The sequence below is a fragment of the Staphylococcus gallinarum genome (genome assembly GCF_000875895.1).
Lineage (GTDB): Bacteria > Bacillota > Bacilli > Staphylococcales > Staphylococcaceae > Staphylococcus > Staphylococcus gallinarum.
Map to the genome: position 1 here is coordinate 385,962 of NZ_JXCF01000007.1, position 25,284 is coordinate 411,245.

The window sequence follows — 25,284 nt, forward strand, 5'->3', positions numbered from 1 at the left end:
ACACACACTATTACATTCTACGTATTTTCCGTTTAAATAATGACATAAATGCATGCTAAACACTTTATGCTATTTATAACTCTCTTTACAAGTGGTACACTAATTCAAATAGAAATGATAGAATTTTCTTAAGATTTAAGATTTGTAAATTTTTCTATTAATTTGCTTAAATGAATATGATAAGATATAGAACATATAACAATTTAAAGTACTAAAGAACGGAGTGGGTAAATAATGAGATATTTAACTTCTGGGGAATCGCATGGTCCACAGTTAACTGTAATAATTGAAGGTGTACCAGCGAATTTAGAAATTAATGTAGAAGATATAAATGAAGAGATGTTCAAGCGTCAAGGTGGCTATGGTAGAGGTCGACGTATGCAAATTGAAAAGGACACAATTGAAATCGTTTCAGGTGTCAGAAACGGCTATACATTAGGCAGCCCAATTACGCTTGTTGTTACTAACGATGATTTTACTCACTGGAAAAACATTATGGGTGCAGCACCAATAAGTGAAGAAGAACAAGATAACATGAAACGTGTTATTACAAAACCACGTCCAGGACATGCTGACCTTATTGGTGGTATGAAATATAATCATAGAGATCTAAGAAATGTATTAGAACGTTCATCTGCACGTGAAACAGCTGCACGTGTTGCTGTAGGTGCAGTAGCTAAAATTCTACTTAAACAATTAGACATAAACTTTTATAGTCGTGTAGTTGAAATTGGCGGTGTTAAAGATGATGCTGAATATGACATCCAAACAATTAAAGACAATATAGATAAAAATGATGTACGTGTTATCGATGATAGCGTAGCACAACAAATGAGAGATAAAATCGATGCAGCTAAAAAAGCCGGCGATACAATAGGTGGTATTGTTCAAACAGTAGTAGAAGGTGTACCAGTAGGCATTGGAAGTTATGTACATTATGATAGAAAGCTTGACGGAAGAATTGCACAAGGTGTAGTTAGTATTAATGCCTTTAAAGGTGTAAGCTTTGGTGAAGGTTTTAAATGTGCTGAGTTACCTGGTAGTGAAGTACAAGACGAAATTTTATATGACGCAGAACAAGGTTATTACAGAGGTTCTAACCATTTAGGTGGTTTCGAGGGCGGTATGTCCAATGGTATGCCAATTGTAGTGAGTGGCGTGATGAAGCCGATTCCTACTTTATATAAACCATTGAATTCTGTTGATATCAATACCAAAGAGCCATTTAAAGCGTCAATCGAACGTTCTGATAGTTGTGCAGTGCCTGCAGCAAGTGTCGTAATGGAAAATGTCGTAGCATTTGAATTGGCAAAGGCTGTATTAGAAGAGTTCCATTCAAATCATATCGACCAATTAAAGGAACAAATTGAAGCACAACGTCAAATTAATATTGAATATTAAGCAATATTAAAATATTAAATGTAATTAGGTGAAATCATGATATTAGAAACGACTTATAATTCTAACAACTATCCAATCATTGTAGAACATAACGCATTAGAACAATTACATCAATTTATACAAGGCTATAAAGATATCGTCTTAGTTGTTGATGCCACAGTAAATAATACATGGTCTTCTGCATTAGCATTTTTAACTTCTGAATATGATGCACATAAAGTGATAATACCTTCAGGAGAGTCAACTAAGTCATTAACCTTCTATGCAGAGACAATTGAGGCATTACTGAGCAGACAATTAACTCGTGATACATGTTTAATCGCTATAGGTGGTGGTGCTACTGGCGATTTTACTGGCTTTTTAGCAGCAACACTTTTACGTGGTGTAGATTTCATTCAAGTTCCAACGACTATTCTAGCTCATGATTCTAGTGTTGGTGGAAAGGTTGGTATTAATTCACAACATGGCAAAAATCTTATTGGTGCATTTTATAGACCGAAAGCTGTTATCTATGATCTGAATTTCTTATCAACATTACCATTTTCAGAAGTGCTAAGCGGCTATGCGGAAGTTTATAAACATGCCTTATTAAACAATGAGGCTGCAGTGCGCGAAATCGAACAGCAATATAGTGATGCCACTGAACTTAAGGCATTAGATGAAATTGAATACTACCTTTATAAAGGAATTGAAACTAAACTGAATATTATTTTACAGGATGAAAAGGAATCAAATGTACGAAAATATTTAAATTTAGGTCATACATTTGGTCATGCTGTTGAATATACCTTTAAAATACCTCATGGACATGCAGTGATGATAGGAATCATTTATCAATTTATTGTTAGTAATCAAGTTCTAAATCAAGATTTTGATATCGAACATTATATTCAATATTTACAAGACTTAAACTATCCTTTAGACATTATAAGTCAATTTGAATTTGATGCACTATACGCATTGATGTTAAAAGATAAAAAAAATAATCAACAAGGTGTACAAATGGTTCTGTTGGACGGTATTGGCAATCCAATCGTAAAGCATGTAGATAAGTCAATACTGCTTCAGTCTTTCGAATTATTAGTTGCGCACTTTAAAAAGTAGGAGGGCCACAGATGACAAACAATGAGACAATAGCAATTAATGGACCTTTAACTGGTGAAATAGAGGTCCCAGGCGATAAATCAATGACACATAGAGCGATAATGTTAGCTTCATTAGCTACTGGCAAATCAACAATTAACAAACCTTTGCTCGGAGAAGATTGTTTACGTACAGTTGAAATTTTCAAAAAACTAGGCGTTGATATCTCTGTATCCGATAATAAAATCGAAATCGATTCACCAGGCTATAAACATTTTAAAACACCGCACCAAGTGTTATATACAGGAAATTCAGGAACGACAACACGATTAGTTGCTGGACTATTATGTGGTTTAGGAATTGAAAGTGTGCTATCCGGTGATGAATCTATAGGCAAAAGACCTATGGATAGAATTCTCAAGCCATTAACTGCTATGGATGCCAACATAACTGCTATTGATAATAACTACACTCCATTAATCATCAAACCTGCACAAATTAAAGGAATCAATTACGAAATGGAAGTTGCCAGTGCCCAAGTCAAAAGTGCAATTTTGTTTGCAAGTTTATTCGCAGATGAACAGACAACTATTAAAGAATTAGGTACTACAAGAAATCATAGTGAAACAATGTTCGAACACTTTAATATTCCTGTTCAAACAAAGGACGACTATATCGAAATACCACCTAAAGGTATAGAGCATATTCAAGCAGCAGACTTTAATGTACCAGGTGATATATCATCTGCAGCTTACTTTATTGTTGCTGGGTTAATCACTCCTGATAGCGATATTACAATTCATAATGTTGGCATAAACTCGACCCGTTCAGGTATTATAGATATCGTGACTCAAATGGAAGGGAACATTACATTATTTAATCAAACAAATGGTGCTGAACCTACTGCTTCTATACGCGTGCAATATTCTCCCAATATGAAACCAATACATATAGAAGGGGACTTGGTACCTAGAGCAATTGATGAAATACCAATTATTGCACTTTTATGTACACAAGCGAATGGAACGAGTATCATTAAAGATGCAGAAGAATTAAAAGTGAAAGAAACTAACCGTATTGACACTACAGCAAACATGCTCAATTTATTAGGTTTTACATTGCAACCTACAAACGATGGAATGATTATTCATCCATCAGCATTAGAGCAAACTGCCACGGTAGATAGTTATACAGACCATAGAATCGGTATGATGTTAGCTATCGCTTCCCTTTTAACTTCAGAGTCATTAACGATTAACCAATTTGATGCAGTCAATGTATCTTTCCCAGGGTTTATGGACAAGTTAAAACAATTAGAAAATGAGGGATAAAAAGTATGGAAGACATCTATAAACTAATAGATGATATCAACTTACAAAAATTAGATAACTTAGACACTCGTGTAAATGAGGCATTGAGTTCACCGAATGATGACGCCTTATTTGTACTGGGAGAAACGTTATATAATTATGGACTAATGCCTCAAGGATTAGAAGTTTTTAGAACTTTATATCACAAGTATCCAGATGAAAGTGAACTTTTAATTTATTTTATTGAAGGATTAATGTCAGAAAATCAAACTGACGAAGCTTTAGAATATCTTAACGAAGTAGAATTATCTACTGAAAGGCTAATGCTAGAAGCAGATCTGTATCAACAATTAAATATGATTGAAGTAGCAATTGACAAATTAGTAGAAGCAATTGAGCTTGAACCAAATGATCCAATTATTCATTTTGCTTTAGCTGAGTTATTATATTTTGATGGCCAATATCTAAGAGCTGCATCGGAATATGAAACAGTATTAGAGACTGGCGAGTATGAAGTGAATACGATTAATTTATTCGCACGATTGGCAGATTGTAGTTTACAAAGTGGTAATTATAGCGATGCCATAAAAATGTTTGACGAAATGAACGAAGATGAAATGAATTCTGAAGATTATTTGAAAAAAGCAATCGCCTATGAAAAGAATGACTTAACACAAGAAGCCATTAAACTTGTAACAACTTTACTATCAAAAGACCCAGACTTTTTACAAGGTTATTTCTATTTACAGCAATTATATGAAAATGAACATAATCATGCTGACGCAATCGAAATTGGTAAAGAGGGATTGAGACTAAGTCAATTCTATAAAGAGTTAATGGTGTCAACTGGTAGCATTCAAATTGAACACGGTGATGCAAATGAAGGCGTTCAATTATTGATTCAAGCATTGGAAGTAGACAATGCTTATCAAGAACCATTGTTAATTCTTAGTGATTTGTACCGTTCAGAAGAAGATTACGAAAGTTTAATTGGACTTTTACAATATGTGGATGAAGAGGATTTAGATCCAGTATTTATGTGGCATCTCGCATTTGCGCTTGGACAGGAAGAACGTGATAAAGAGGCTCAACATTTCTTTGAATTAGCATATCCAACATTACAAAGTCAATCGGCATTCTTAAGTGATTATTACTACTATTTAATTGAAATTGGTAAAGTAGAACAGGCTAAATCAATATTAAATCAATTATTAGAGTTAGAGCCGAGTAATGAAACATGGCATGATGAGGCCGAAAGATTAACATCTTACTAGTCGAGGAAGGTGAGCTGTTTGGCTGACACATTGCAACAGATGAAATCATCTTTTATAGAATATATATTATTTCAATATCGCTTTAAGTCACGTATCAGCGTATGGGTGCTGAATTATTTAAAATCAGCACCAGATGTTTTGCAAAACATACATTTTGTAGATGAAATTATACCTACACATAATACATTAGAGATGTCGGTAGTTAATGCGAATAAAATTGCGATTCGTTTGATACTGAGTGACAAACAATTGATTAATAATGACGAAATATTTAATTATGTCGTGAAGTCGAAATTTGCATTCGATGTCAAATTACATTTTGAGGAAGAGGATGTTAGAGAACCTCGTTTAGACGAGCTGTTGCTTAATCAACTACTCAATTCACCATATTATGCATTATATATGCAAGATATCTATAGCATACCTCTAACCAAAAAAAGTGAACGCTCAATTATTCAGCATTTACAATCCAATATAGATTTGAGTTTGCAATTGCATGATCGACCGTTGTTCTATCAATTATCACAAATATTAAATACTTTTAAATCAAGAAATGTTAATTCAGGTTTGAGGGAATAAATCTATGAACATAACAACAATTTGGCAGCTATGTATCTACAATAAAATAATACTTTCTTTTTTATTAATCTGTAATGTCTTAGGCACAATATATGGTTATATTTGGTATGGTACACAATTACAAGCAACGAGTTGGCAATTCAAACCGTTTGTGCCTGATAGTCCAACCGCTTCGTTGTTTCTATGTATTGCGATTATAGGCTTTATGCTAGGTAAGCAATTACCTATCGTAGAAGCGCTCGCTTTTACAACATTAATAAAGTATGGCGTTTGGGCAGTAATCATGAATGTGATTATGTTTATACAGTATGATCATGTAACTGTAATTGGATGTATGTTGATACTCTCTCATGGCATTATGGCAATCCAAGCCTTACTATTTTATCCGAGAATGAAAGTAACTCTACTTGGCTTCTTAATCAGTATGATTTGGGTGTTTAATAACGATATAATTGATTATGTCTTTATGCAGTATCCTTTTTATGACTTTATTGCTAGACATATTGAAGGCGTGGCCTACTTAGCATTTACATTAAGTGTAATTCCACTCGTACTTTATTTATATTTAACCCGATTTAAAAAGACTAAATTATTTGACCTTCCTTAACGTTCACAGTAAAATATAACTAAAGGAGTGAGGATTTTTGTCTTTTATCTATATGATAGTTTACTTTGTTATCTTAATGGTACTCCCTCTATGGGCACAGCACAAAGTTAAATCGAATTATGAGAAATATTCACAAGTTAGATCAACAAGTGGCAAGACCGGACAAGAAGTTGCATTAGAAATACTACATGCGAATGGCATTTATGATGTAGATGTCGTCGAAGGGAATGGTTTCTTAACTGATCATTACGATCCTAGAAAGAAAGTTGTAGTATTATCACCTGCAAACTTTAGCCGTCCTTCGGTAGCGGGAACTGCGATTGCAGCACACGAAGTTGGTCATGCAATACAACATGCACAAGGCTATTTCTTCTTGAAATTCAGAACATCACTGGTACCTTTGGCAAATATTGGTAGTTCAATTGGATATTTAGCTGTTTTTGCTGGTATTATTTTAACTACTTTACACAGTACTTTAGGTTCCACAGCGTTATGGATTGGAATTGCGTTTATGTCATTTGCAGTGCTCTTCTCTATCGTAACACTACCGGTTGAATTCAATGCGAGTAGTCGAGCTATGAAACAAATACAGAGTTTAGATATTGTAAATGAAAAAGAATATAAACACGCTAAGAAAGTATTATCAGCGGCAGCTATGACTTATGTAGCTTCAACTGCAGTAGCGTTAGCAGAACTTGCACGTTTCATTCTAATCGCACGTTCAAGTGAATAATAAATAGTCGAGTTTGGAGCTTAAATGCCCATTCTCAAAAAAAAAGAGCTATTCCGTTATGGATTAGCTCTTTTTTTATGTTAAGACATCATATTTTCGAAATACCCTGTTGATATGGCTAAGGAAACTATGCCAGTGGAAAACTAACTTGTGTGCGAATTTCAGTAAATAGATCCTAATCATACAAACTATTGTACTTTAAATGATTAGTCCTTGAATATCCACGCATTTAGTGGTGAATATTCGCTGAATGATGTACCAGCTCCAATCTTTTCATGACCAGTTCTTACTAAACAAACATAAACAATTATTTAATATTATTAACTGATAAAATCATTCTCATACACGCTATAAATATGCTACAGAAAATGTCTAGATTGCAGGAATAATGCATGAATCATCATTTTAAGCTATACTATATTAGAAAACGTAAGATTGAGAGGGATCCTTTGATGAAAACAATGAATGAGATGCAAAATGAGGTTGATGAATATATTGGCCAATTCAAAACAGGATATTTTTCACCATTAGCAAATCTTGCACGCTTAACAGAAGAAGTAGGGGAGTTAGCTAGAGAAATTAATCATTATTATGGCGAAAAAAAGAAAAAAGATTCAGAAGCTGAAAATACAATTAAAGCAGAACTAGGCGACAATTTATTTGTCTTACTCTGTATTGCTAACTCTTTAGACATCGATATGTCAGAAAGCTTCGATGAAACGATGACAAAATTTAATACACGAGATAAAGATAGATTTGAACGTAAATAATATAGAGATTGTGGGGTGTAGCACACTATGAAAATAGGTATAACATGTTATCCATCTATGGGTGGATCAGGCATTATTGCTACAGAATTAGGTATTAAATTAGCGGAACGTGGTCATGAAATTCATTTTATAACATCAAATATTCCATTTAGAATACGCAAGCCTTTACCTAACATCACGTTCCATCAAGTAGAAGTCAACCAATACCCCGTCTTTCAGTATCCTCCTTATGATATAACGCTAAGTACAAAAATTGCAGAAGTTATCAACGAATACGATTTAGACTTATTACATATGCATTATGCAGTACCTCATGCCGTATGCGGTATATTGGCGAAACATATGTCGCATAAAAATATTAAAATTATGACGACATTACATGGGACAGATATTACAGTATTGGGTTACGATCATTCATTAAAAAATGCCATAAAATTTGGTATTGAAGAAAGTGATATTGTAACAAGTGTCAGTGAATCATTAGCACAACAAACACAGGATATTATTGAAACTGATAAAGATATCGTTCCGATTTATAATTTTGTTCGTGAAAATGAATTTCCAACTAAATCTGATGAACTATCAGAAAAAAGTAAGCACTTAAAAGCATGTTATGGTATAAAAGATAACGAAAAGGTATTCATCCATGTGTCTAACTTTAGAGCAGTCAAGCGTATCGATACAATTATTGAAACATTTGCAAAGGTACAACAAGAAATACCTTCTAAGTTATTATTATTGGGTGATGGCCCAGAATTAATGGACATGAAGCAAAAAGCTAAAGACTTAGCTGTTGAAGAACATGTATTATTCCTTGGTAAACAAGACTGGGTGAGTGAATTTTATCAGATAGCTGATTTAGTTTTATTACTGAGTGAAAAGGAAAGTTTTGGACTTACATTACTGGAAGCTATGAAATCTGGTGTGGTGCCAATTGGTTCTACAGCAGGAGGCATAAAGGAAGTCATTAAACATGAATCAACAGGTTATTTAGTTGATGTAGGAGATAGTGACTCAGCTAGTAAATATGCTAAAAAACTACTACTTGATGACAATTTATATAAAGAAATGCAAACGAAAATGTTAGCAGATGTGGAACAACGTTTTGCATCAGATTTAATTGCAGATCAATATGAGTATTATTATAGAAAAATGTTAGAGGGAAACAATGAATAAATCTATTTTTGAAGCAGCTCAACCTATATTAAATAACTTGATCACACATGATTATCAAGCATATTTCGTCGGTGGCTCTGTTCGAGATTATTTAATGCATAAAGAAATTCATGACATTGATATCACAACAAGTGCAACACCAGATGAAATTGAAGCAATTTTTGACAAAACAATTCCAATTGGTAGGGAACATGGCACTATTAATGTAGTTTATAAACATGAACAATATGAAATCACAACATTTAGAGCTGAAGGGGAATACGATGACCATCGTCGACCTAATGCAGTCTATTTCGTCCGAGATTTATATGAAGATGTAAAGCGACGTGATTTTACGATGAATGCAATCGCCATGGATACGCACTATCATATACTTGATTACTTTAATGGACAACAGGACATTGAAAATAAAATCATTCGTACAGTAGGTGATGCTGCCGAAAGATTTAACGAAGATGCATTGCGTATTATTAGAGGACTCAGATTTCAAGCACAACTTGGATTTATGCTGGAAGAATCAACTTATTTAGGAATGAAATCACACATTGCTAGTATTGAGCATCTTTCAATTGAGCGAATAATTGTTGAATTAAAAAAATTATTTACTGGAAAGTATATCACTCAAAGTTATAATAATTTAAAATCCTTAAATGCATTCAACTATATAACTTACTTTAATCAATTTGATTTTACAAAATTCCAAGTCAACCTACCTGTCGAGTTCACTTTACTAATTGCTGCTTTGAAAGTTCAACAACCTATGGTAGAGGCTTCTTTATCAATGTTAAAAATAAGTAATCAGGAAAAGAAAGCAATAACAAAATATGAACGGTTGATCCAAACTATTCCTAATATTTCAAGTAAAAATGATTTAAAATATTTTGTTTATGATTACGGCAAAGTAGATATTATTAATGTATTAAACCACTCTGAATTATTACACGATAATCAAATTATTGACCTGCAACCATTAATTGTTAATAGAGACACAATTAATGAAACTTATGCTCAACTACCGATAACTTCAAGAAAACAGATTGCAATTAATGGTAATGACATATTGACCACTTTAAATCAGCCTGGTGGCGCATGGTTAAAACCATTATTACGCGATATCGAATGCGCCATTATTCGTGGAGAAATAAACAATCAGAAGAATGAAATTTTAGAATGGGTGAAAACACATGTCAAAATATAGTAAAGATGTAATACAAATTTTATATCAACATCAGCCAGATTATATTTCTGGGCAGTTTATTGCCGAACAATTAGCGATTTCGCGTACGGCTGTCAAAAAAATTATTGATCAATTAAAATTAGAAGGCTGTGAAATTGAGTCCATAAATCATAGAGGTCATCGCTTAATACAACTCCCAGAAAAATGGTATAGTGGCATTGTACAACCAATTATTAAAGCACAAAATCTTTTTAATCATATTGAAGTAATAGAATCGACACCATCTACTCAGATATTAGCCAAACAAAAGCTTGTGGGTAACAGCGATACTTATTTAATCCTTAGCGATGAGCAAACAGAAGGAAAAGGTCGCTTTAACCGACCATGGGCGTCATCAAAAGGTAAAGGCCTATGGATGTCCATTGTTTTGCGTCCTAATGTACCATTTGATACTATAACTAAATTCAATTTGTTTATGGCTTTAGGTATTAGAGATGCAATTCAACAATTTTCTGAAAAAAGAGTAACTGTCAAATGGCCAAACGACATCTATATTGATGGTAAAAAGGTTTGTGGCTTTTTAACTGAAATGGTAGCTAATAGTGATGGCATAGAAGCAGTCATTTGTGGCATTGGAATCAACATGAATCAATCTCAAGCTGATTTCACTGGTGAATTAATTGAAAAGGCCACTAGTATTAGAATAAATTCAAATGATATAATCAATCGTTACTATTTTTTACAAGCATTAGTTAAGCATATAGAATACCGTTATAACCAATTTATTTCAGAACCATTTTCTACAATACGTGAGGAATATATTGATGCTTCTAATATTTGGAATAAGGAATTAAAATTCACGGAAAATGGTAATCAATTTTTAGGTAAAGCACTAGACATTGATAATGATGGCGTGCTAATCGTAATAGATAATGAAAATCAACAACATAAATTAATCAGTGCTGACATAGAGTTTTAAAGTCATAATTAAGCGAAAGGAGGAATACAGATGAATACACCTTGTTATGCAGTCGTTGATTTAGAAACGACAGGTAATCAATTAGACTATGATGAAATTATACAAATTGGCATTACGTTCGTTCGTGAGAATAAAATCATTGGCACCTATCATTCATTAATTAAAACTGATTTAGATATTCCTCCTTTTATTCAGGCATTGACCTCAATTGAAGACAAAATGCTAAATCAAGCTCCTTATTTTCATCAAATTGCCGAAGACATCTATAAACAATTAGATGGTTGTATATTTGTGGCACACAATGTCGCTTTTGATTTAAATTTCATTAAGAAGTCTTTTAAATCTTGTAATATAAAATATCGTCCTAAAAAAGTGCTGGATACATTAGAGTTGTTTAAAGTAGCATTTCCAACAGATAAGAGTTACCAACTTAGTGAATTAGCAGAAGCGCATGGTATTGCATTGGATAATGCACATAGAGCGGATGAAGATGCAGAAACAACGGCACAATTAATGATACTTGCCTTTGAAAAGTTCGAATCATTACCACTCGATACTTTAAAGCAACTATATTATTTAAGTAAAAACTTAAAGTATGACTTATATGACATTATCTTTGAAATGGTGCGCAATCATAACCAAGAGACATTAGATCAACATTATGAGCAATTCGAACAAATAATATATAAGAAGCAAACGGACTTTAAAGCACCTAAAGTTAATTTTGAAGGTACATTAAAAGATTTATATACAATGGTGACTGAGGAGTTAAACCTCACTTATAGACCGCAGCAATTATATCTAGCTGAAATTATCCTAGAACAATTAATGCATAGTGAAAAAGCAATGATCGAAGCTCCTTTAGGAAGCGGAAAGTCAATTGCCTACTTACTTGCAGCGATAATGTATAATATTGAGACTGGTAAACATGTAATGATTTCTACAAATACGAAATTATTACAAAATCAATTACTTATTAAAGATATCCCTGCTTTAAAAAAGGCATTGAATTTCAAAATAAATGCGTCATTAATTAAAAGTAAACGTGATTATATTGCTTTAGGATTGATAAGCCAAATACTTAAAGACGAATCGACAAATTACGAAGTAAATATATTGAAAATGCAGTTACTTATTTGGATAACAGAAACTGAAACTGGTGATATTCAAGAGCTTGATTTAAAAGGCGGACAGAAAATGTACTTCGAACAAAAGCTCGAAACCTATGTACCGGTGCGCAATGACATTCATTACTTTAATTTTATAAAGCGTAATGCCCAAAATATACAAATTGGTATTACTAATCATGCGCACTTAATAAATGCTTCGCATGATAATACAATTTATCAATTATTCGATGATTGTATTATAGATGAAGCACATCGTTTACCTGATTATGCTTTGAATCAAGTCACAAATGAGCTGAGTTACTCAGATATAAAATATCAACTAGGTCTAATCGGTAAAACAGAAAATGAAAAATTACTAAAAGCAATTGATACATTAGAACAACAGCGCATCTTAGAAAAACTTGATATTCCACCAATTGATGTATTTGGACTAAAAACAAATATAAATGAAATTCATGATTTAAATGAGCAACTTTTTAATACTATGTATGAATTGATCAAGCAAACTGATGTACACGATGACGAAATTCACAAAGTGCATTTTGTTTATCACTTTGATGTGTCTCCAATTTTGCAAGATTTACATGCCATTATTCATAAATTAAATATGACACTTGAGTTTTTCAATGGTATGAGCCACAAAACGATAAAATCTGTACGGAAGCAAATTCTATATATTAATGACCGCTTCAAAGATATTGAACATAGTTTAAAAAATAACCATACAAGTTATTTATCAATTAAAAATTTAAATCAAAAATCAACCATTCGCTTAAATGTAAAGGATTATGAAGTAAAGGATATATTAACAAAGCAAGTGTTGGATAAGTTCAATTCACTTACATTTATCTCAGGTACATTAACCTTTAATCATTCGTTTGAAAGCTTTAAACAATGGTTTAATAAAGATGCCAAATTCAATACTTTTGAAATTGATTCTACTATATCAAATCGTAAACAAACTACGGTATTTATACCAAACGATGTTTCATCTTATAACTATAAAAATATCAATGATTACGTTACATCTATTGTTAACTACGTTGTCGAATATACAACTAACGTTGAGTCCAAATGTTTAATCTTATTTACGAGTTATAAAATGATGCATATGGTACAAGAATTACTCAATGAGTTACCTGAATTTGAAGATTATGTTATTCTCACGCAACAACAAAATCAGAATTATAAAATTGTGCAACAATTTAATAGCTTTGATAAATCCATTTTGCTAGGGACAGGCACTTTTTTCGAAGGTTTCGATTTTCAATCAAACGGTATTAAATGTGTAATGATAGCAAAATTGCCATTTATGAATCAAAATAATACTAAGTATTGGTTAATGGATACTGAATTTGCATCGACCTTTAAAGATTATGTTTTACCAGATGCAGTAACTCGATTTCGTCAAGGGTTAGGTCGATTAATTCGTGGTGAACAAGATAAAGGTATTATCGTTTCATTCGATGATCGACTCGTGCGTAGTAATTATAAGCAATTTTTTGAGCAAGCATTAGAAAACTATAAACAAAACAAAGGCGACATAAAACAATTTTCAAGTTTATTGAAAAAAATAAAAAAAGATGAACATAACAAACCATAAAGTTAACACACGCAACTAGAACTGAGTTACGTATTTTGTTAAAATATATTAGGATAAATAAAAGTAGATTATGAATATTAGGAGACTGGTTATGAAAACAACGATTAAGCAAGCTAAACAATACCTTAACCAAGAAGTAACAATAGGCGCATGGTTAACAAATAAACGTTCAAGTGGGAAGATTGCTTTCTTACAATTAAGAGACGGCACTGGTTTTATGCAAGGTGTTGTAGTAAAAGCGGATGTTTCAGAAGATATATTCAAACTGGCTAAAGAGGTTACACAAGAATCTTCTTTATATGTTACAGGTACGATTACAGAAGATACACGCTCTGATTTGGGTTATGAAATGCAAGTGAAATCAATAGAAGTCATTGCAGAAGCACATGATTACCCAATTACACCGAAAAATCACGGTACTGAATTTTTAATGGACCATCGTCATTTATGGCTACGCTCTAAAAAGCAACATGCTGTTATGAAAATCAGAAACGAAATCATTCGTGCGACATATGAATTCTTCAATGATAATGGTTTCACAAAAATCGACCCACCAATTTTAACTGCAAGCGCACCAGAAGGAACAAGCGAATTGTTCCATACGAAATACTTTGATCAAGATGCATTTTTATCACAAAGTGGTCAATTATATATGGAAGCAGCAGCTATGGCACATGGTCGTGTATTCTCATTCGGTCCAACATTCAGAGCCGAAAAGTCTAAAACACGACGCCATTTAATTGAATTTTGGATGATTGAACCAGAGATGGCGTTTTGTGATCATATACAAAGTTTAGAAGTGCAAGAGCAATATGTTACACATGTCGTGAAATCTGTATTAAACAACTGTAAATTAGAATTAAATGCATTAGAAAGAGATACTTCAAAGCTTGAAAAGGTAACTACACCATTCCCACGTATCACATATGATGATGCTGTTGTTTTCTTAAAAGAACAAGGCTTTGATGATATTGAATGGGGCGAAGACTTTGGTGCACCTCATGAAACAGCTATTGCAAATCACTATGATTTACCAGTATTTATTACAAATTATCCGACTAAGATAAAGCCATTTTATATGCAGCCAAATCCTGACAATGAAGATACAGTATTATGCGCTGATTTAATTGCACCTGAGGGTTATGGTGAAATTATCGGTGGTTCTGAACGTATTAATGATTTAGCCTTATTAGAACAACGTATCAACGAATACGAATTAGACCCTGAAAGTTATAGTTACTACCTAGATTTACGTCGTTACGGTAGTGTACCTCATAGTGGTTTTGGATTAGGATTAGAAAGAACAGTTGCATGGTTATCAGGCGTTGAACATGTCCGTGAAACTTCGCCGTTCCCACGTTTATTAAATCGTTTATATCCATAAATAATGTGTTATTAATTTTCATTTTGCGTCCAGTCTCAAATTTTTGACTGGGCGCTTTTATAACAATTCTGGTTGATTGGAGTGATATATATGAACATTGAACAATTAAAATCAAGACCTGTTATAATACGAAAGGAATTATTAGACCATTATTCTGACATGGGGTTAAACGAGACTGAGCTAATTATTCTAATTAAACTTTTGCATAGTGCAGAAATTTCAAATAAACAACCGTCAATTGAAACTTTACAACAAGGTAGCACATTAGACTCAAGGGAGATTACTGCTATCATTCAACGTTTAATCCAATATGATTTACTAGAATTAAACGTTAGTAAAGATGAAGAAGGTAAATTTACCGAGTATATGAATCTTGATAAATTTTATACAAGGTTAAGTGAAATTATTGATTCAATAGAGGAAGAAGAGATAGCTGAAGATAATACTTTAGCATTTGAAAATGTCTTTAAAAATATAGAACAAACCTTTGGTAGGGCTTTGTCACCTTATGAAATAGAAACAATTAATCAATGGTTAGATGTTGACCATCATGAACTGTCGGTCATTCAAGCAGCATTAGACGAGGCCACAAGTCAAAATAAACTCAGCTTTAAATACATTGACCGTATCCTACTTAATTGGAAGAAAAACAATGTTAAAACCATTGAAGATTCTAAAAAAATAAGCCGTCAATTTAATCAACCTCAAATGAAACATACAGTACAAAAAGTACCTAAGTTTGACTGGCTAAATGGGGAGAATCCAGATGATCAGCAATAAAAAAGCACTAGAAATGGTAGATGTCATAGCAAACATGTTTCCAAATGCAGAATGCGAATTGGTTCATGACAATCCATTTGAACTTACAATCGCAGTCTTATTATCTGCTCAGACTACAGATATTTCTGTTAATAAATTAACTAAAAATTTATTTCAAAAATATAAGACACCAGAAGATTATTTAAATGTAGAACTAACAGAATTAGAAAATGATATAAAAACAATAGGCTTATATAGAAATAAAGCTAAAAACATTCAAAAGTTATGTCAATCACTGCTCGTTAAATTTGATGGTAAAATTCCTGAAACACACCAAGAACTAGAAAGTCTTGCCGGCGTCGGCAGAAAAACCGCAAATGTTGTAATGAGTGTTGCATTTGGAGAACCTTCATTAGCTGTAGATACACATGTTGAAAGGGTTTCTAAGCGTTTAGGGATTTGTCGCTGGAAAGATAATGTACGTCAAGTAGAAGATAAACTGTGCAAAGTTGTACCTCGTGAGCGTTGGAATAAAACGCATCACCAACTTATATTTTTCGGACGTTACCATTGCTTAGCTAGAAGTCCAAAATGTGATATTTGTCCATTATTTGAAGAATGCAGAGAAGGACAGAAACGATTTAAAGCAAGTTTGAAAGAAGCGTGATATTTATGATAGTAAAAGAGGATTTTATTGAACTGGAAAAGCAATTAGATATGTTTGCCAAAAATAAGCAATTAAAGAAACCTGAGGCCATTACTGCATTAGATAGCTATTTCGATTTACTTGTTGCGTATTTCAAACAAATTAATCAAATTGATCAAATTGAACTAAACCTATTGTCTTCGTATCCAGTTGTACCTATGAACTTTGAAGAGCGCTATACTTACATGATAGAGCGTAAGCATCATTTCATGGGTTATAGACAAATGAAAACACTAAAAACCGAACTTATTAAAATGAATGCCGCATATCAACTTAAGCTTAAAAGGGAACAGCAATAACAAAAATGACAGTGTTTTTAATGGCTATTACTTTTACAAATGAACCATATGCTAAGCATATGGTTTTTTTCTACAAGAAAAAACCCCCGAGTTCCTAAAATAGGAACTCGGGGGTTAAATTCATCTTATGATGATTTTCTAATATCAAATATTGCGTTCAAGTTGAATAGCTTAGTCAATGCATTACCACTAGAAGAATTGCTTCCAGAGCTTTGACTTGATTGAGAACTACTTGTTGAACCACTATTTGAAGTACTGCTATCAGAACTACTGCTTGATTCACTGCTACTAGAGCTTGATGAAGAACTACTACCTTGACCATTTGGTTTTTGGCTCGTTGTGTTATCATCTGGGTGTCCAGCTACAGATAAATCATCTTTATCACTGCCATTAACTGAATCTGGTTTAGTAAAGTCCTTACCATCTTTAGGCGAGATATCAGACATAACATCTTCTAATAGATATTGTGGGTATTCTTGTTCATCGTGACCGACGAATGAATTTACGCCACCTTGTTTAACTGATTTGAAGCCCATCCATACAGACATACTGTATTTAGGCGTGAAACCGTTAATCCAAACATCTTTCGCAGCATCATCTGGTAAGCCGTATTGTTGATAAGTTTGTTCACCATACGTACCTGTACCAGTTTTAGCGGCTAAGTTAACACCTGATACTCCATGACCATAAGCAGAACCATATGCTTCGAATGTACCTTTTAATACTTCCGCTAACATATACGCTGTATAGTCTTTCATCGCTTTATGACTCGTGTGTTCATATTTAATTGTTTCACCGTCTTGCTTAACGACTTTCTTAATAGAGTGTGCATTGTTATATTCTCCACCGTTAGCAACTGCAGCATATGCTGAAGCTAATTGAGTAGGTGAGAATTCTGATGCTGATCCACCTAATACTTCAGAAGGTCCGATATCACTTTGATAATCAAGTCCTACTTTTTTAGCAAATTTCTTAGGTGCATCATTGCCGGCATTTTCTTTAGTAGATTGCCAAGCTTTAAGTGCTGGAATGTTGAAACTTTCACGTAATGCATCATAAAGTTTCACTGTACCATGACTCTTTGTATCATAGTTTTTAAACGTTACACCATCGACTTGATATGAAGATTCATCTTGGATAGCGTGATTTGTTGTCCATTGCATATTTTCTATTGCAGGACCATATGCTAAGAATGGTTTCAGTGATGAACCAGTAGGGTGAGCATCTGTTGCTTGGTTACGATCTTGGATATCTCGATAATTTCTACCGCCAGAAATCGCAACTAAACCACCAGTTTCACTGTCAACAATTGAAGAACCAACTTGTTGGTCTTCGTTCTTATAATAACTACCATTATCTACACGGTCTTGTAAAGTTTGTTGAACGTTTTTATCCATGTTTGTATAAATCTTAATACCACTATTTAAAACAGACGCTAAATCTTTGTCTTTAAATTCTTTGTTGTTCATTAATTCTGATTTAACAAACGTTAAGTAAGAATCATATTCTTTGTTTGAATCATTTTCACTTACTTGTCGTTCTTTATTTGTTCGTTTTACTAAGTTATCTTGAAGAGAAGTTTTTTGTGCTTCTTCTTTTTGCTTCTTAGTAATTCTATGGTGGTATTCCATTAGATAAAGTACTGTATCTTTACGTGATTCCGCTTGTTTAGGATTGTCATAGATATTATAAGTGTTTGGCACCTGAGGTAGACCTGCTAAGTATGCTTCTTCTGCTAAATTTAAATCTTTCAAGTCTTTGTTGAAGTAATATTTAGCAGCAGCTTTCACACCGTAGACACCATCTGAATAATAAATCTTATTCAAGTACATTTGGAATATTTCATCTTTACTGTACTCTTGTTCTAAACGATATGATAAGTATGCCTCTTGAGCTTTACGAGCAATAGATTTTTGGTCAGTTAAGAATGAACGCTTAACAACTTGTTGTGTTAAAGTCGAAGCACCTTGTGATCCAAATCCACCTGTAAAGTTCTTCGCAACAGCACCAAATAGACGTTTATAGTCTAGTGCACCATGATCATAGAATCGATTATCCTCTGTAGCTAAAACAGCTTCTTTCATTTTGGTTGGTACTTTGTCTAAATCGACATGTTCTCTACGTTGACCATTGTCCAACGTTTTTACGAGATCACCATTTTTATCGTAAATTTTTGCTGGTATCGGATCTTGTAATTTAGATTCCGTAAATGCTGGTGCTTTCCAAGCATAATACGCAAATAGTAAAATACCGATTAATGCTAAAACGATAAAGGCAATGATAAGAAAGCCGAATATCTTAATAATCGTTCTCTTAATATTCCTATTCTTTTTTTGTTCGGACTCTCCATTACTATTGGATTGGGAAGTCCTTTTCTTCTCCGTCATACGCGGTCCTCACTTTCATCTAATATCAACTTATCAACTGCTTTGATGTAATTCAATCGTGGTTGATACTGATAAGGAATATAGTAACCATTTTTTCTAATTTCTTCAACCGTAATTGACTTTTTCACCTCACTCATATGTCTTTCCCAAAAATATTTGAATTTAACATAGGGAAGCAAATAAACTTCATCTAATGTTTTGAAGCGGATTAATAAAAAAACGATTCCATTTTGCTTATAACATGCATCCATATGTACAACTTGATGCTCATGCATATTATTTAAAGGAAACGACGTTTTATTTTTAGTTTCTTTTGCTTCAAAATCTAGATAACGGCCATTGTAAATGCCATTATAGTCAGTGGTTGAAGGTGTTCGGAAATAAGCTTCATTGATTACGGCTTTACTTCTCATGGGGTAGTGAACATTTACTATTTGTACGGGGGTAGGCTTTTTATGTATAACAGCCATGCCATGGTTTAAATAATAAGTGTTCGACAGTTCGATATCCTTTTCCAAGGACATACCTCTGCCACCATAGTCTATATTACTTGATTTGTTAGAAAAAGCGCGTCCGACTTGAGGCTTATTTCTATTAAATGGCTTTCCATTAGGATAATTCATTTTTTTCACCACTCTAATTTGGTTATGAAAAACCTTTTCCATTATAACTGACTTTGCTTTATTTTTCCAAACTATACTATAAGAAAGGATGTAAATTTAATTACAAAAATACATCATATATATTTTAACGTGCTTCTTTTAAATATACAATATTAGAAAATAGAGATTAATTTTAAGTATTTAAACTTTGACATCGCTTTAGAAATGACGCATCACGGCATTTGTGGTAAATTTGTTGTGTAGGAGGAAACCTCATGCAACAATTAATTACTCAGCTTTTAAATGAAGTGCAATACATGCAAGATAAATATGAGTTAGTAAAAGAAAGTAATACGGATTATGATTTTTATACAGAGGTCATACCATTCACAGAGAAAATTGATAAATCACTTTCTAAATTGCGTTCATTTGAGACTCAAATTCTATCATTACAATATATGAATAAAAGAAAGTTCGACCTACTTATTTCAAATATCGAGGCATTGTCTGTCGAGTGTCATTTTAAGCGTACAAGTAGGAAACTTTTCACTGAAAAAATTAAAGCAGTACAATATGATTTAGCTTATATACTGAGAAATGAGTGGAAATATGATTAAGACCATTTATGTAACAGGATATAAATCTTATGAATTGAATATATTCAAAGACGATGCGCCAGAAATCAATTATTTAAAGCAATTTATCAAACATAAATTAATTCAGTTGATTGAAGAAGGATTAGAGTGGGTATTAATACAAGGACAGATGGGTATAGAATTATGGACAGCAGAGGTAGTACTTGAATTAAAAACTACATTCCCGGAGTTAAAACTTGGTATTATAACTCCATTTTATGGGCATAGCGATAGATGGAATGAGCAAAATCAATTAAAGTATAATACAATCCAGCAACAAGCTGATTATGTAGATAGTGTGTTTCATTCATCATATGAAGGGCCTCATCAATTTAAACAAACAGATCGATTTATGCTAGATCATACCGATTTGACGCTGTTAATTTATGATGAGGAACAAGAAGCAAGCCCAAAATTCTTTAAGCAGATGTTAGTTGATTTTATGGAAGAAACAAACTATACTTGTGACATTGTTACGTTCGATGAATTAACTGAATTTATCAACGATTTACAGTGGTCTCAAGAACAAAGTTTTGAATGAGGTGGAAAAATAATGTCAGATGTTTCATTAAAATTATCAGCAAAAGATATTTATGAAAAGGATTTTGAAAAAACTATGACTCGTGGTTATAGAAGAGAAGAAGTAGATGCCTTCTTAGACGATATCATAGCAGATTATCAAAAAATGGCAGACTTAGATAGTGAAGTCGTTAAACTTTCAGAAGAAAATAATAAACTTAAAAAAGAACTTGAAGAGTTGAGATTACGTGTAGCAACATCGAGACCACAAGAAAATAAAAATTTCTCTTCAAACAATAGTAATGCAAGTAAGAGTGCCAACAATAGCGGTAATAATGTAGATATTTTAAAACGTATTTCTAATTTAGAAAAAGCTGTGTTTGGTAAATAAGGCAAAGCATAATTGTTAGAAATATATGCCCAAAGGTGGATAAGGTACTATCTACATAAAGACAAGTTTTAAATAAATTTAAAACTTGTCTTATTTTTATTTGTTTCAAAAGTTAAATAATGATATACTTTTAAAGATGGTGTTTCGGGTAATCGCTATAGCAATATAGAGGAAAGTCCATGCTCACACAATCTGAGATGATTGTAGTGTTCGTGCTTGACGAAACAATAAGTCAAGGCATTAAATTGACGGCAACGAAATAGCCTAAGTCTTCAAAGATATGGCTAGAATAGTTTGAAAGTGCCACAGTGACGTAGCTTTTATAGAAATATAAAGGGTGGAACGCGGTAAACCCCTCGAGTGAGCAATCCAAATTAGGTAGGAGCACTTTTTTAGCGGAATTCAACGTATAATTAAGGCATACCTTTTAAATTAAAGGTATGTAGACAGATGGTTACCACCTGCGTACGAGTGTTACTAGTACACGTTGGCAGTACAAAGGTACAAAACATGGCTTATAGAAATATCATCACTAGACCCAAGCTCTCCCATTTCGGAGAGCTTTTTTCATTGTTAAATGTAAAACTATCCATATTAATATTAGATATTTACAAAGTTCATAAACTTACAGCATATCTATTTAAATAAAGTTTTGATAAAATACTTACATAATCATAAAAGCGAAGGAGACAAACTATGTACCAATTATTAGCCGTATGTCCAATGGGATTGGAAGCAGTTGTTGCAAAAGAAATACAAGAACTCGGTTACGACACAACTGTAGAAAATGGCAGAATATATTTCGAAGGTGATGAAACTGCAATTGTTAAATGTAACCTATGGTTAAGAACTGCAGATAGAATCAAAATTGTAGTTGGTCAATTTAAAGCGACTACATTCGACGAACTATTTGAAAAAACAAAATCTTTACCATGGGAAGCCATTATTGAGCAAAATGGTAATTTCCCAGTGCAAGGCCGTAGTGTTAAGTCAACACTTTATAGTGTGCCAGATTGTCAAGCTATAGTTAAAAAAGCAATTGTAGAACGCTTAAAGCGAGCTTACGAGGAAAGAGGTTGGTTAAATGAAACAGGTGCAAAATATCCAGTTGAAGTTGCTATCCTTAAAGACGAAGCTTTATTAACGATTGATACTTCAGGTTCAGGTTTAAATAAACGTGGTTACCGTTTAGCACAAGGTGAAGCACCAATTAAAGAAACATTAGCTGCAAGCTTAATCCGTTTAGCAAACTGGACTGGTGATACACCATTAATCGATCCTTTCTGTGGTTCAGGTACAATTGCAATTGAAGCAAGTCTAATTGCTCAGAATATCGCTCCAGGATTCAACAGAGATTTTGTTTCTGAAACCTGGGATATCATGCCAGATAATTTATATAACGAAATGCGAGACGAAGCAGATCAACAAGCAAATTATGATAGAGAAATTGAAATTTATGCTTCAGATATTGATCCTGAAATGATTGAAATCGCAAAACGTAATGCTGAAGAAGTTGGTCTTGCTGACATTATCAATTTCAGCGTAAAAGATGTTAATACATTAACGATTGATACAAATGAACCTGTTGCGTTAATTGGTAACCCACCATATGGTGAACGTATCGGTGATCGTGATGAGGTAGAAAAAATGTATCGTTATATCGGTAAATTGTTACATCAACATGCACGTTTATCTGCGTACGTACTTACTAGTAATTCTGAATTTGAGCACTTAACTAATAGAAAAGCTACAAAACGTAGAAAGTTATTTAATGGTTATATCGAATGTACTTATTATCAATATTGGGGCCAACGCTAAATATAGAACAAACGTTCGATAACCGAAAAATGAGCACTTCATATTATAAAACACTTTAAAGGAGGTGCACGATTTGAATAGTGAATTTAAAAAAGGAGTCATTTTTGCATTCGGTGCCTATATCTTATGGGGAATATTGCCAATATATTGGGAATTAATTCAAAATATAGGTGCTTTTGAAATACTAGCCTTTAGAATCATCTTTTCAATGATATTTATGGTTTTTATCGTAATCATCAGTAACAAGACAGGGCCATTTATCAAAGACGTGCAACAATTAATAAAACAACCCATTCAACTGATCGCAATTATTGCTGCCGGATATGTCATAACTATCAATTGGGGTACATTTATCTGGGCAGTGACCAATGGACATGTACTACAATCTAGTTTAGGTTATTATATCAATCCTTTAGTCAGCATATTATTAGCTCTAATCTTTTTAAAGGAACGGTTTAATAAAGCTGAATGGTTGGCCATTGCATTAGCGGTCATAGGCGTATTATATATGACATTAAAAATGGGTGTTTTTCCTGGTATTTCATTATTACTAGCAGGTTCATTTGGCATCTATGGCTTGATTAAAAAACTCGTTCCACTTGATGCGATAAGTAGTATCACTATTGAATGTATTGTAACTGCGCCTGCAGGACTGATATATATTTGGTATGTTTGGCAACAAGGAGACTTGACTTTCGGTTACAATGTATCTTCATTCTGGTTACTATTATCTGGTGCAGTCACTGCAGTGCCACTTATTCTATTTTCAGCAGGAGCTAGACGTATTCCATTATCATTAACTGGATTTATACAATATATTGGACCTACGATCATGTTTGTACTCGGCGTCTTTTTATTTAATGAACCGTTCAATATTGATCAACTCATCACTTTCATTTTTATATGGATTGGCATTATCGTATATAGCATCTCACAATATTTCAAAATCAAAAAAGATAAAAATCCAATTATAAATTAACTTCATTTATGATTTATTAAATCTCTAATCACACTGACACCATATATTTTATGTTGCGGTATTGTGTTAGAGATTTTTTTATTTTATAGTCAAATTCATCAATTAGTGCAATAATAATCTATAATATAAAGATTTTTTTAAATTCTTATAATGTTTAAGTAAACATTGAGTTTATTGTTAGAATAAACGGGATAACTGTAGTATTGTGAGACATAAGCGAGGCAAAGTTAAATTAAACGTTAACCGTGATACAGCCTAAAACAAAGTATAAAAGTATACATCTATATATTAATTAATAACGATTTATAGGAGTGATTACATGACAAGAGTATTAATATTAGGTGCAAATGGTGCAGTTTCTAAAGCAGCTATTAATTCATTTTTAGAAAATACATCATATACCTTACGATTATTTTTAAGAGATGCTAACAGATTACCTGATTTTGCATCAGACCGTATTAGAGTTAGGGAAGGTGACGCGACGAACCTAGATGATGTGAGTCGTGCATTAGAAGATGTAGATATCGTATTCGCAAGTTTATCAGGAGAATTAGATAAAGAAGCGGAAACCATTGTAAAGGCAATGGAAGATAAAGAAGTCAAACGTTTGATATTTGTCACTGCGCTTGGTATTTATGATGAAGTGCCAGGAGAATTTGGTCAATGGATTAAAACACAAATTGGTGACCAATTGAGTACCTACAGAAAGGCAGCAGATATTATTGAAGCTTCTAATTTGGATTATACGATATTCCGACCTGCATGGTTAACTGAAAAAAATGAGATTGATTATGAAATCTCAACAAGGGCAGAACCATTTAAAGGTACAGAAGTGTCTAGAAAAAGTGTTGCTGCAGTTGCCGTTAATATCGCCAAAAATCCTGAACTATATTTTAAAGAAAACATTGGAATAAGCAAACCAAATACTGATAATCAAATCCCTAACATTTAGGATTCAACAATTAAGCTATATGTCTATTAGG

General features: G+C 33.0%; 24 protein-coding genes and 1 other RNA gene. 23 read left to right on the plus strand and 2 right to left on the minus strand.

Translation table 11 applies throughout. From position 1 onward, the window contains the following. Window positions 1–234 precede the first annotated feature (234 nt). The 16 genes from aroC to SH09_RS05725 all read left to right on the plus strand — a co-directional run bounded on the left by aroC (window position 235) and on the right by SH09_RS05725 (window position 16,970). Window positions 235–1,401 (plus strand): chorismate synthase, encoded by a 1,167-nt coding sequence (gene aroC, locus SH09_RS05650; RefSeq protein WP_042738648.1) that lies wholly within the window; start codon window positions 235–237, stop codon window positions 1,399–1,401. Between the two features lie 36 nt (window positions 1,402–1,437). Further along, window positions 1,438–2,505 carry a 3-dehydroquinate synthase gene (aroB, locus tag SH09_RS05655; RefSeq protein ID WP_042738649.1) on the plus strand — a complete coding sequence of 356 codons (1,068 nt, stop codon included), beginning with the start codon at window positions 1,438–1,440 and terminating at the stop codon, window positions 2,503–2,505. 11 nt (window positions 2,506–2,516) lie between these two features. Beyond that, complete coding sequence (gene aroA, locus SH09_RS05660; protein ID WP_042738650.1) at window positions 2,517–3,815, plus strand: 3-phosphoshikimate 1-carboxyvinyltransferase; 1,299 nt, start codon at window positions 2,517–2,519, stop codon at window positions 3,813–3,815. A 5-nt stretch (window positions 3,816–3,820) separates the two neighbouring features. Beyond that, complete coding sequence (locus tag SH09_RS05665; RefSeq protein ID WP_042738651.1) at window positions 3,821–5,068, plus strand: tetratricopeptide repeat protein; 1,248 nt, start codon at window positions 3,821–3,823, stop codon at window positions 5,066–5,068. 18 nt (window positions 5,069–5,086) lie between these two features. Beyond that, entirely contained in the window at window positions 5,087–5,647 is a 561-nt protein-coding gene (locus tag SH09_RS05670) for a YpiB family protein (RefSeq protein ID WP_042738652.1), read from the plus strand. Between the two features lie 4 nt (window positions 5,648–5,651). Beyond that, window positions 5,652–6,254, plus strand: coding sequence for a DUF1405 domain-containing protein (locus SH09_RS05675; RefSeq protein ID WP_042738653.1), 603 nt, complete (start codon window positions 5,652–5,654; stop codon window positions 6,252–6,254). A 37-nt stretch (window positions 6,255–6,291) separates the two neighbouring features. Then, window positions 6,292–6,987 carry a zinc metallopeptidase gene (locus SH09_RS05680; protein ID WP_042738654.1) on the plus strand — a complete coding sequence of 232 codons (696 nt, stop codon included), beginning with the start codon at window positions 6,292–6,294 and terminating at the stop codon, window positions 6,985–6,987. Between the two features lie 452 nt (window positions 6,988–7,439). Continuing rightward, the gene (locus SH09_RS05685; protein ID WP_042738655.1) at window positions 7,440–7,757 is read left to right on the plus strand and encodes a nucleotide pyrophosphohydrolase; all 318 of its coding nucleotides are present in this window, start codon (window positions 7,440–7,442) and stop codon (window positions 7,755–7,757) included. 27 nt (window positions 7,758–7,784) lie between these two features. Next, entirely contained in the window at window positions 7,785–8,933 is a 1,149-nt protein-coding gene (gene bshA / locus SH09_RS05690; protein WP_042738656.1) for an N-acetyl-alpha-D-glucosaminyl L-malate synthase BshA, read from the plus strand. Next, window positions 8,926–10,131, plus strand: coding sequence for a CCA tRNA nucleotidyltransferase (locus tag SH09_RS05695; protein ID WP_042738657.1), 1,206 nt, complete (start codon window positions 8,926–8,928; stop codon window positions 10,129–10,131). The genes bshA and SH09_RS05695 overlap by 8 nt, the downstream gene beginning before the upstream one ends. Beyond that, on the plus strand, window positions 10,118–11,089 hold the full coding sequence (locus tag SH09_RS05700) for a biotin--[acetyl-CoA-carboxylase] ligase (RefSeq protein ID WP_042738658.1): 972 nt from the start codon (window positions 10,118–10,120) through the stop codon (window positions 11,087–11,089). The genes SH09_RS05695 and SH09_RS05700 overlap by 14 nt, the downstream gene beginning before the upstream one ends. A gap of 30 nt (window positions 11,090–11,119) precedes the next feature. Next, window positions 11,120–13,822 carry a helicase C-terminal domain-containing protein gene (locus SH09_RS05705; protein ID WP_042738659.1) on the plus strand — a complete coding sequence of 901 codons (2,703 nt, stop codon included), beginning with the start codon at window positions 11,120–11,122 and terminating at the stop codon, window positions 13,820–13,822. Window positions 13,823–13,913: 91 nt separating this feature from the next. Then, on the plus strand, window positions 13,914–15,206 hold the full coding sequence (gene asnS, locus SH09_RS05710; RefSeq protein ID WP_042738660.1) for an asparagine--tRNA ligase: 1,293 nt from the start codon (window positions 13,914–13,916) through the stop codon (window positions 15,204–15,206). A gap of 90 nt (window positions 15,207–15,296) precedes the next feature. Continuing rightward, a complete protein-coding gene (locus tag SH09_RS05715; RefSeq protein WP_042738661.1) occupies window positions 15,297–15,986 on the plus strand; it encodes a DnaD domain-containing protein in 690 nt (229 codons plus the stop codon). Continuing rightward, a complete protein-coding gene (nth, locus tag SH09_RS05720; RefSeq protein ID WP_042738662.1) occupies window positions 15,973–16,632 on the plus strand; it encodes an endonuclease III in 660 nt (219 codons plus the stop codon). The genes SH09_RS05715 and nth overlap by 14 nt, the downstream gene beginning before the upstream one ends. A gap of 5 nt (window positions 16,633–16,637) precedes the next feature. Then, window positions 16,638–16,970, plus strand: coding sequence for a YpoC family protein (locus SH09_RS05725; protein ID WP_042738663.1), 333 nt, complete (start codon window positions 16,638–16,640; stop codon window positions 16,968–16,970). Between the two features lie 125 nt (window positions 16,971–17,095). Here the strand turns inward: SH09_RS05725 and SH09_RS05730 are convergent, their stop codons facing one another. Beyond that, a complete protein-coding gene (locus SH09_RS05730; RefSeq protein WP_042738664.1) occupies window positions 17,096–19,357 on the minus strand; it encodes a transglycosylase domain-containing protein in 2,262 nt (753 codons plus the stop codon). Continuing rightward, the gene (gene recU / locus SH09_RS05735) at window positions 19,354–19,980 is read right to left on the minus strand and encodes a Holliday junction resolvase RecU (RefSeq protein ID WP_042738665.1); all 627 of its coding nucleotides are present in this window, start codon (window positions 19,978–19,980) and stop codon (window positions 19,354–19,356) included. Before recU ends, SH09_RS05730 begins: the two co-directional genes overlap by 4 nt. A 254-nt stretch (window positions 19,981–20,234) precedes the next feature. Between recU and SH09_RS05740 the strand changes: the two genes are divergently transcribed. The 7 genes from SH09_RS05740 to SH09_RS05765 all read left to right on the plus strand — a co-directional run bounded on the left by SH09_RS05740 (window position 20,235) and on the right by SH09_RS05765 (window position 25,253). Next, the gene (locus SH09_RS05740) at window positions 20,235–20,576 is read left to right on the plus strand and encodes a DUF1798 family protein (RefSeq protein WP_042738666.1); all 342 of its coding nucleotides are present in this window, start codon (window positions 20,235–20,237) and stop codon (window positions 20,574–20,576) included. Then, window positions 20,569–21,135: an SLOG family protein gene (locus SH09_RS05745; RefSeq protein WP_042738667.1), complete on the plus strand. Its 567-nt coding sequence runs from the start codon at window positions 20,569–20,571 to the stop codon at window positions 21,133–21,135. Before SH09_RS05740 ends, SH09_RS05745 begins: the two co-directional genes overlap by 8 nt. Window positions 21,136–21,147: 12 nt before the next feature. Further along, window positions 21,148–21,504 (plus strand): cell division regulator GpsB, encoded by a 357-nt coding sequence (gene gpsB / locus SH09_RS05750; protein ID WP_042738668.1) that lies wholly within the window; start codon window positions 21,148–21,150, stop codon window positions 21,502–21,504. Window positions 21,505–21,644: 140 nt separating this feature from the next. After that, window positions 21,645–22,027: RNase P RNA component class B (rnpB, locus tag SH09_RS15895), an RNA gene on the plus strand. A 173-nt stretch (window positions 22,028–22,200) separates the two neighbouring features. Continuing rightward, on the plus strand, window positions 22,201–23,322 hold the full coding sequence (locus SH09_RS05755) for a THUMP domain-containing class I SAM-dependent RNA methyltransferase (protein ID WP_042738669.1): 1,122 nt from the start codon (window positions 22,201–22,203) through the stop codon (window positions 23,320–23,322). A 73-nt stretch (window positions 23,323–23,395) separates the two neighbouring features. After that, window positions 23,396–24,301, plus strand: coding sequence for an EamA family transporter RarD (gene rarD, locus SH09_RS05760; RefSeq protein WP_042738670.1), 906 nt, complete (start codon window positions 23,396–23,398; stop codon window positions 24,299–24,301). 319 nt (window positions 24,302–24,620) lie between these two features. Continuing rightward, complete coding sequence (locus SH09_RS05765) at window positions 24,621–25,253, plus strand: SDR family oxidoreductase (protein WP_042738671.1); 633 nt, start codon at window positions 24,621–24,623, stop codon at window positions 25,251–25,253. Window positions 25,254–25,284: the final 31 nt, after the last annotated feature.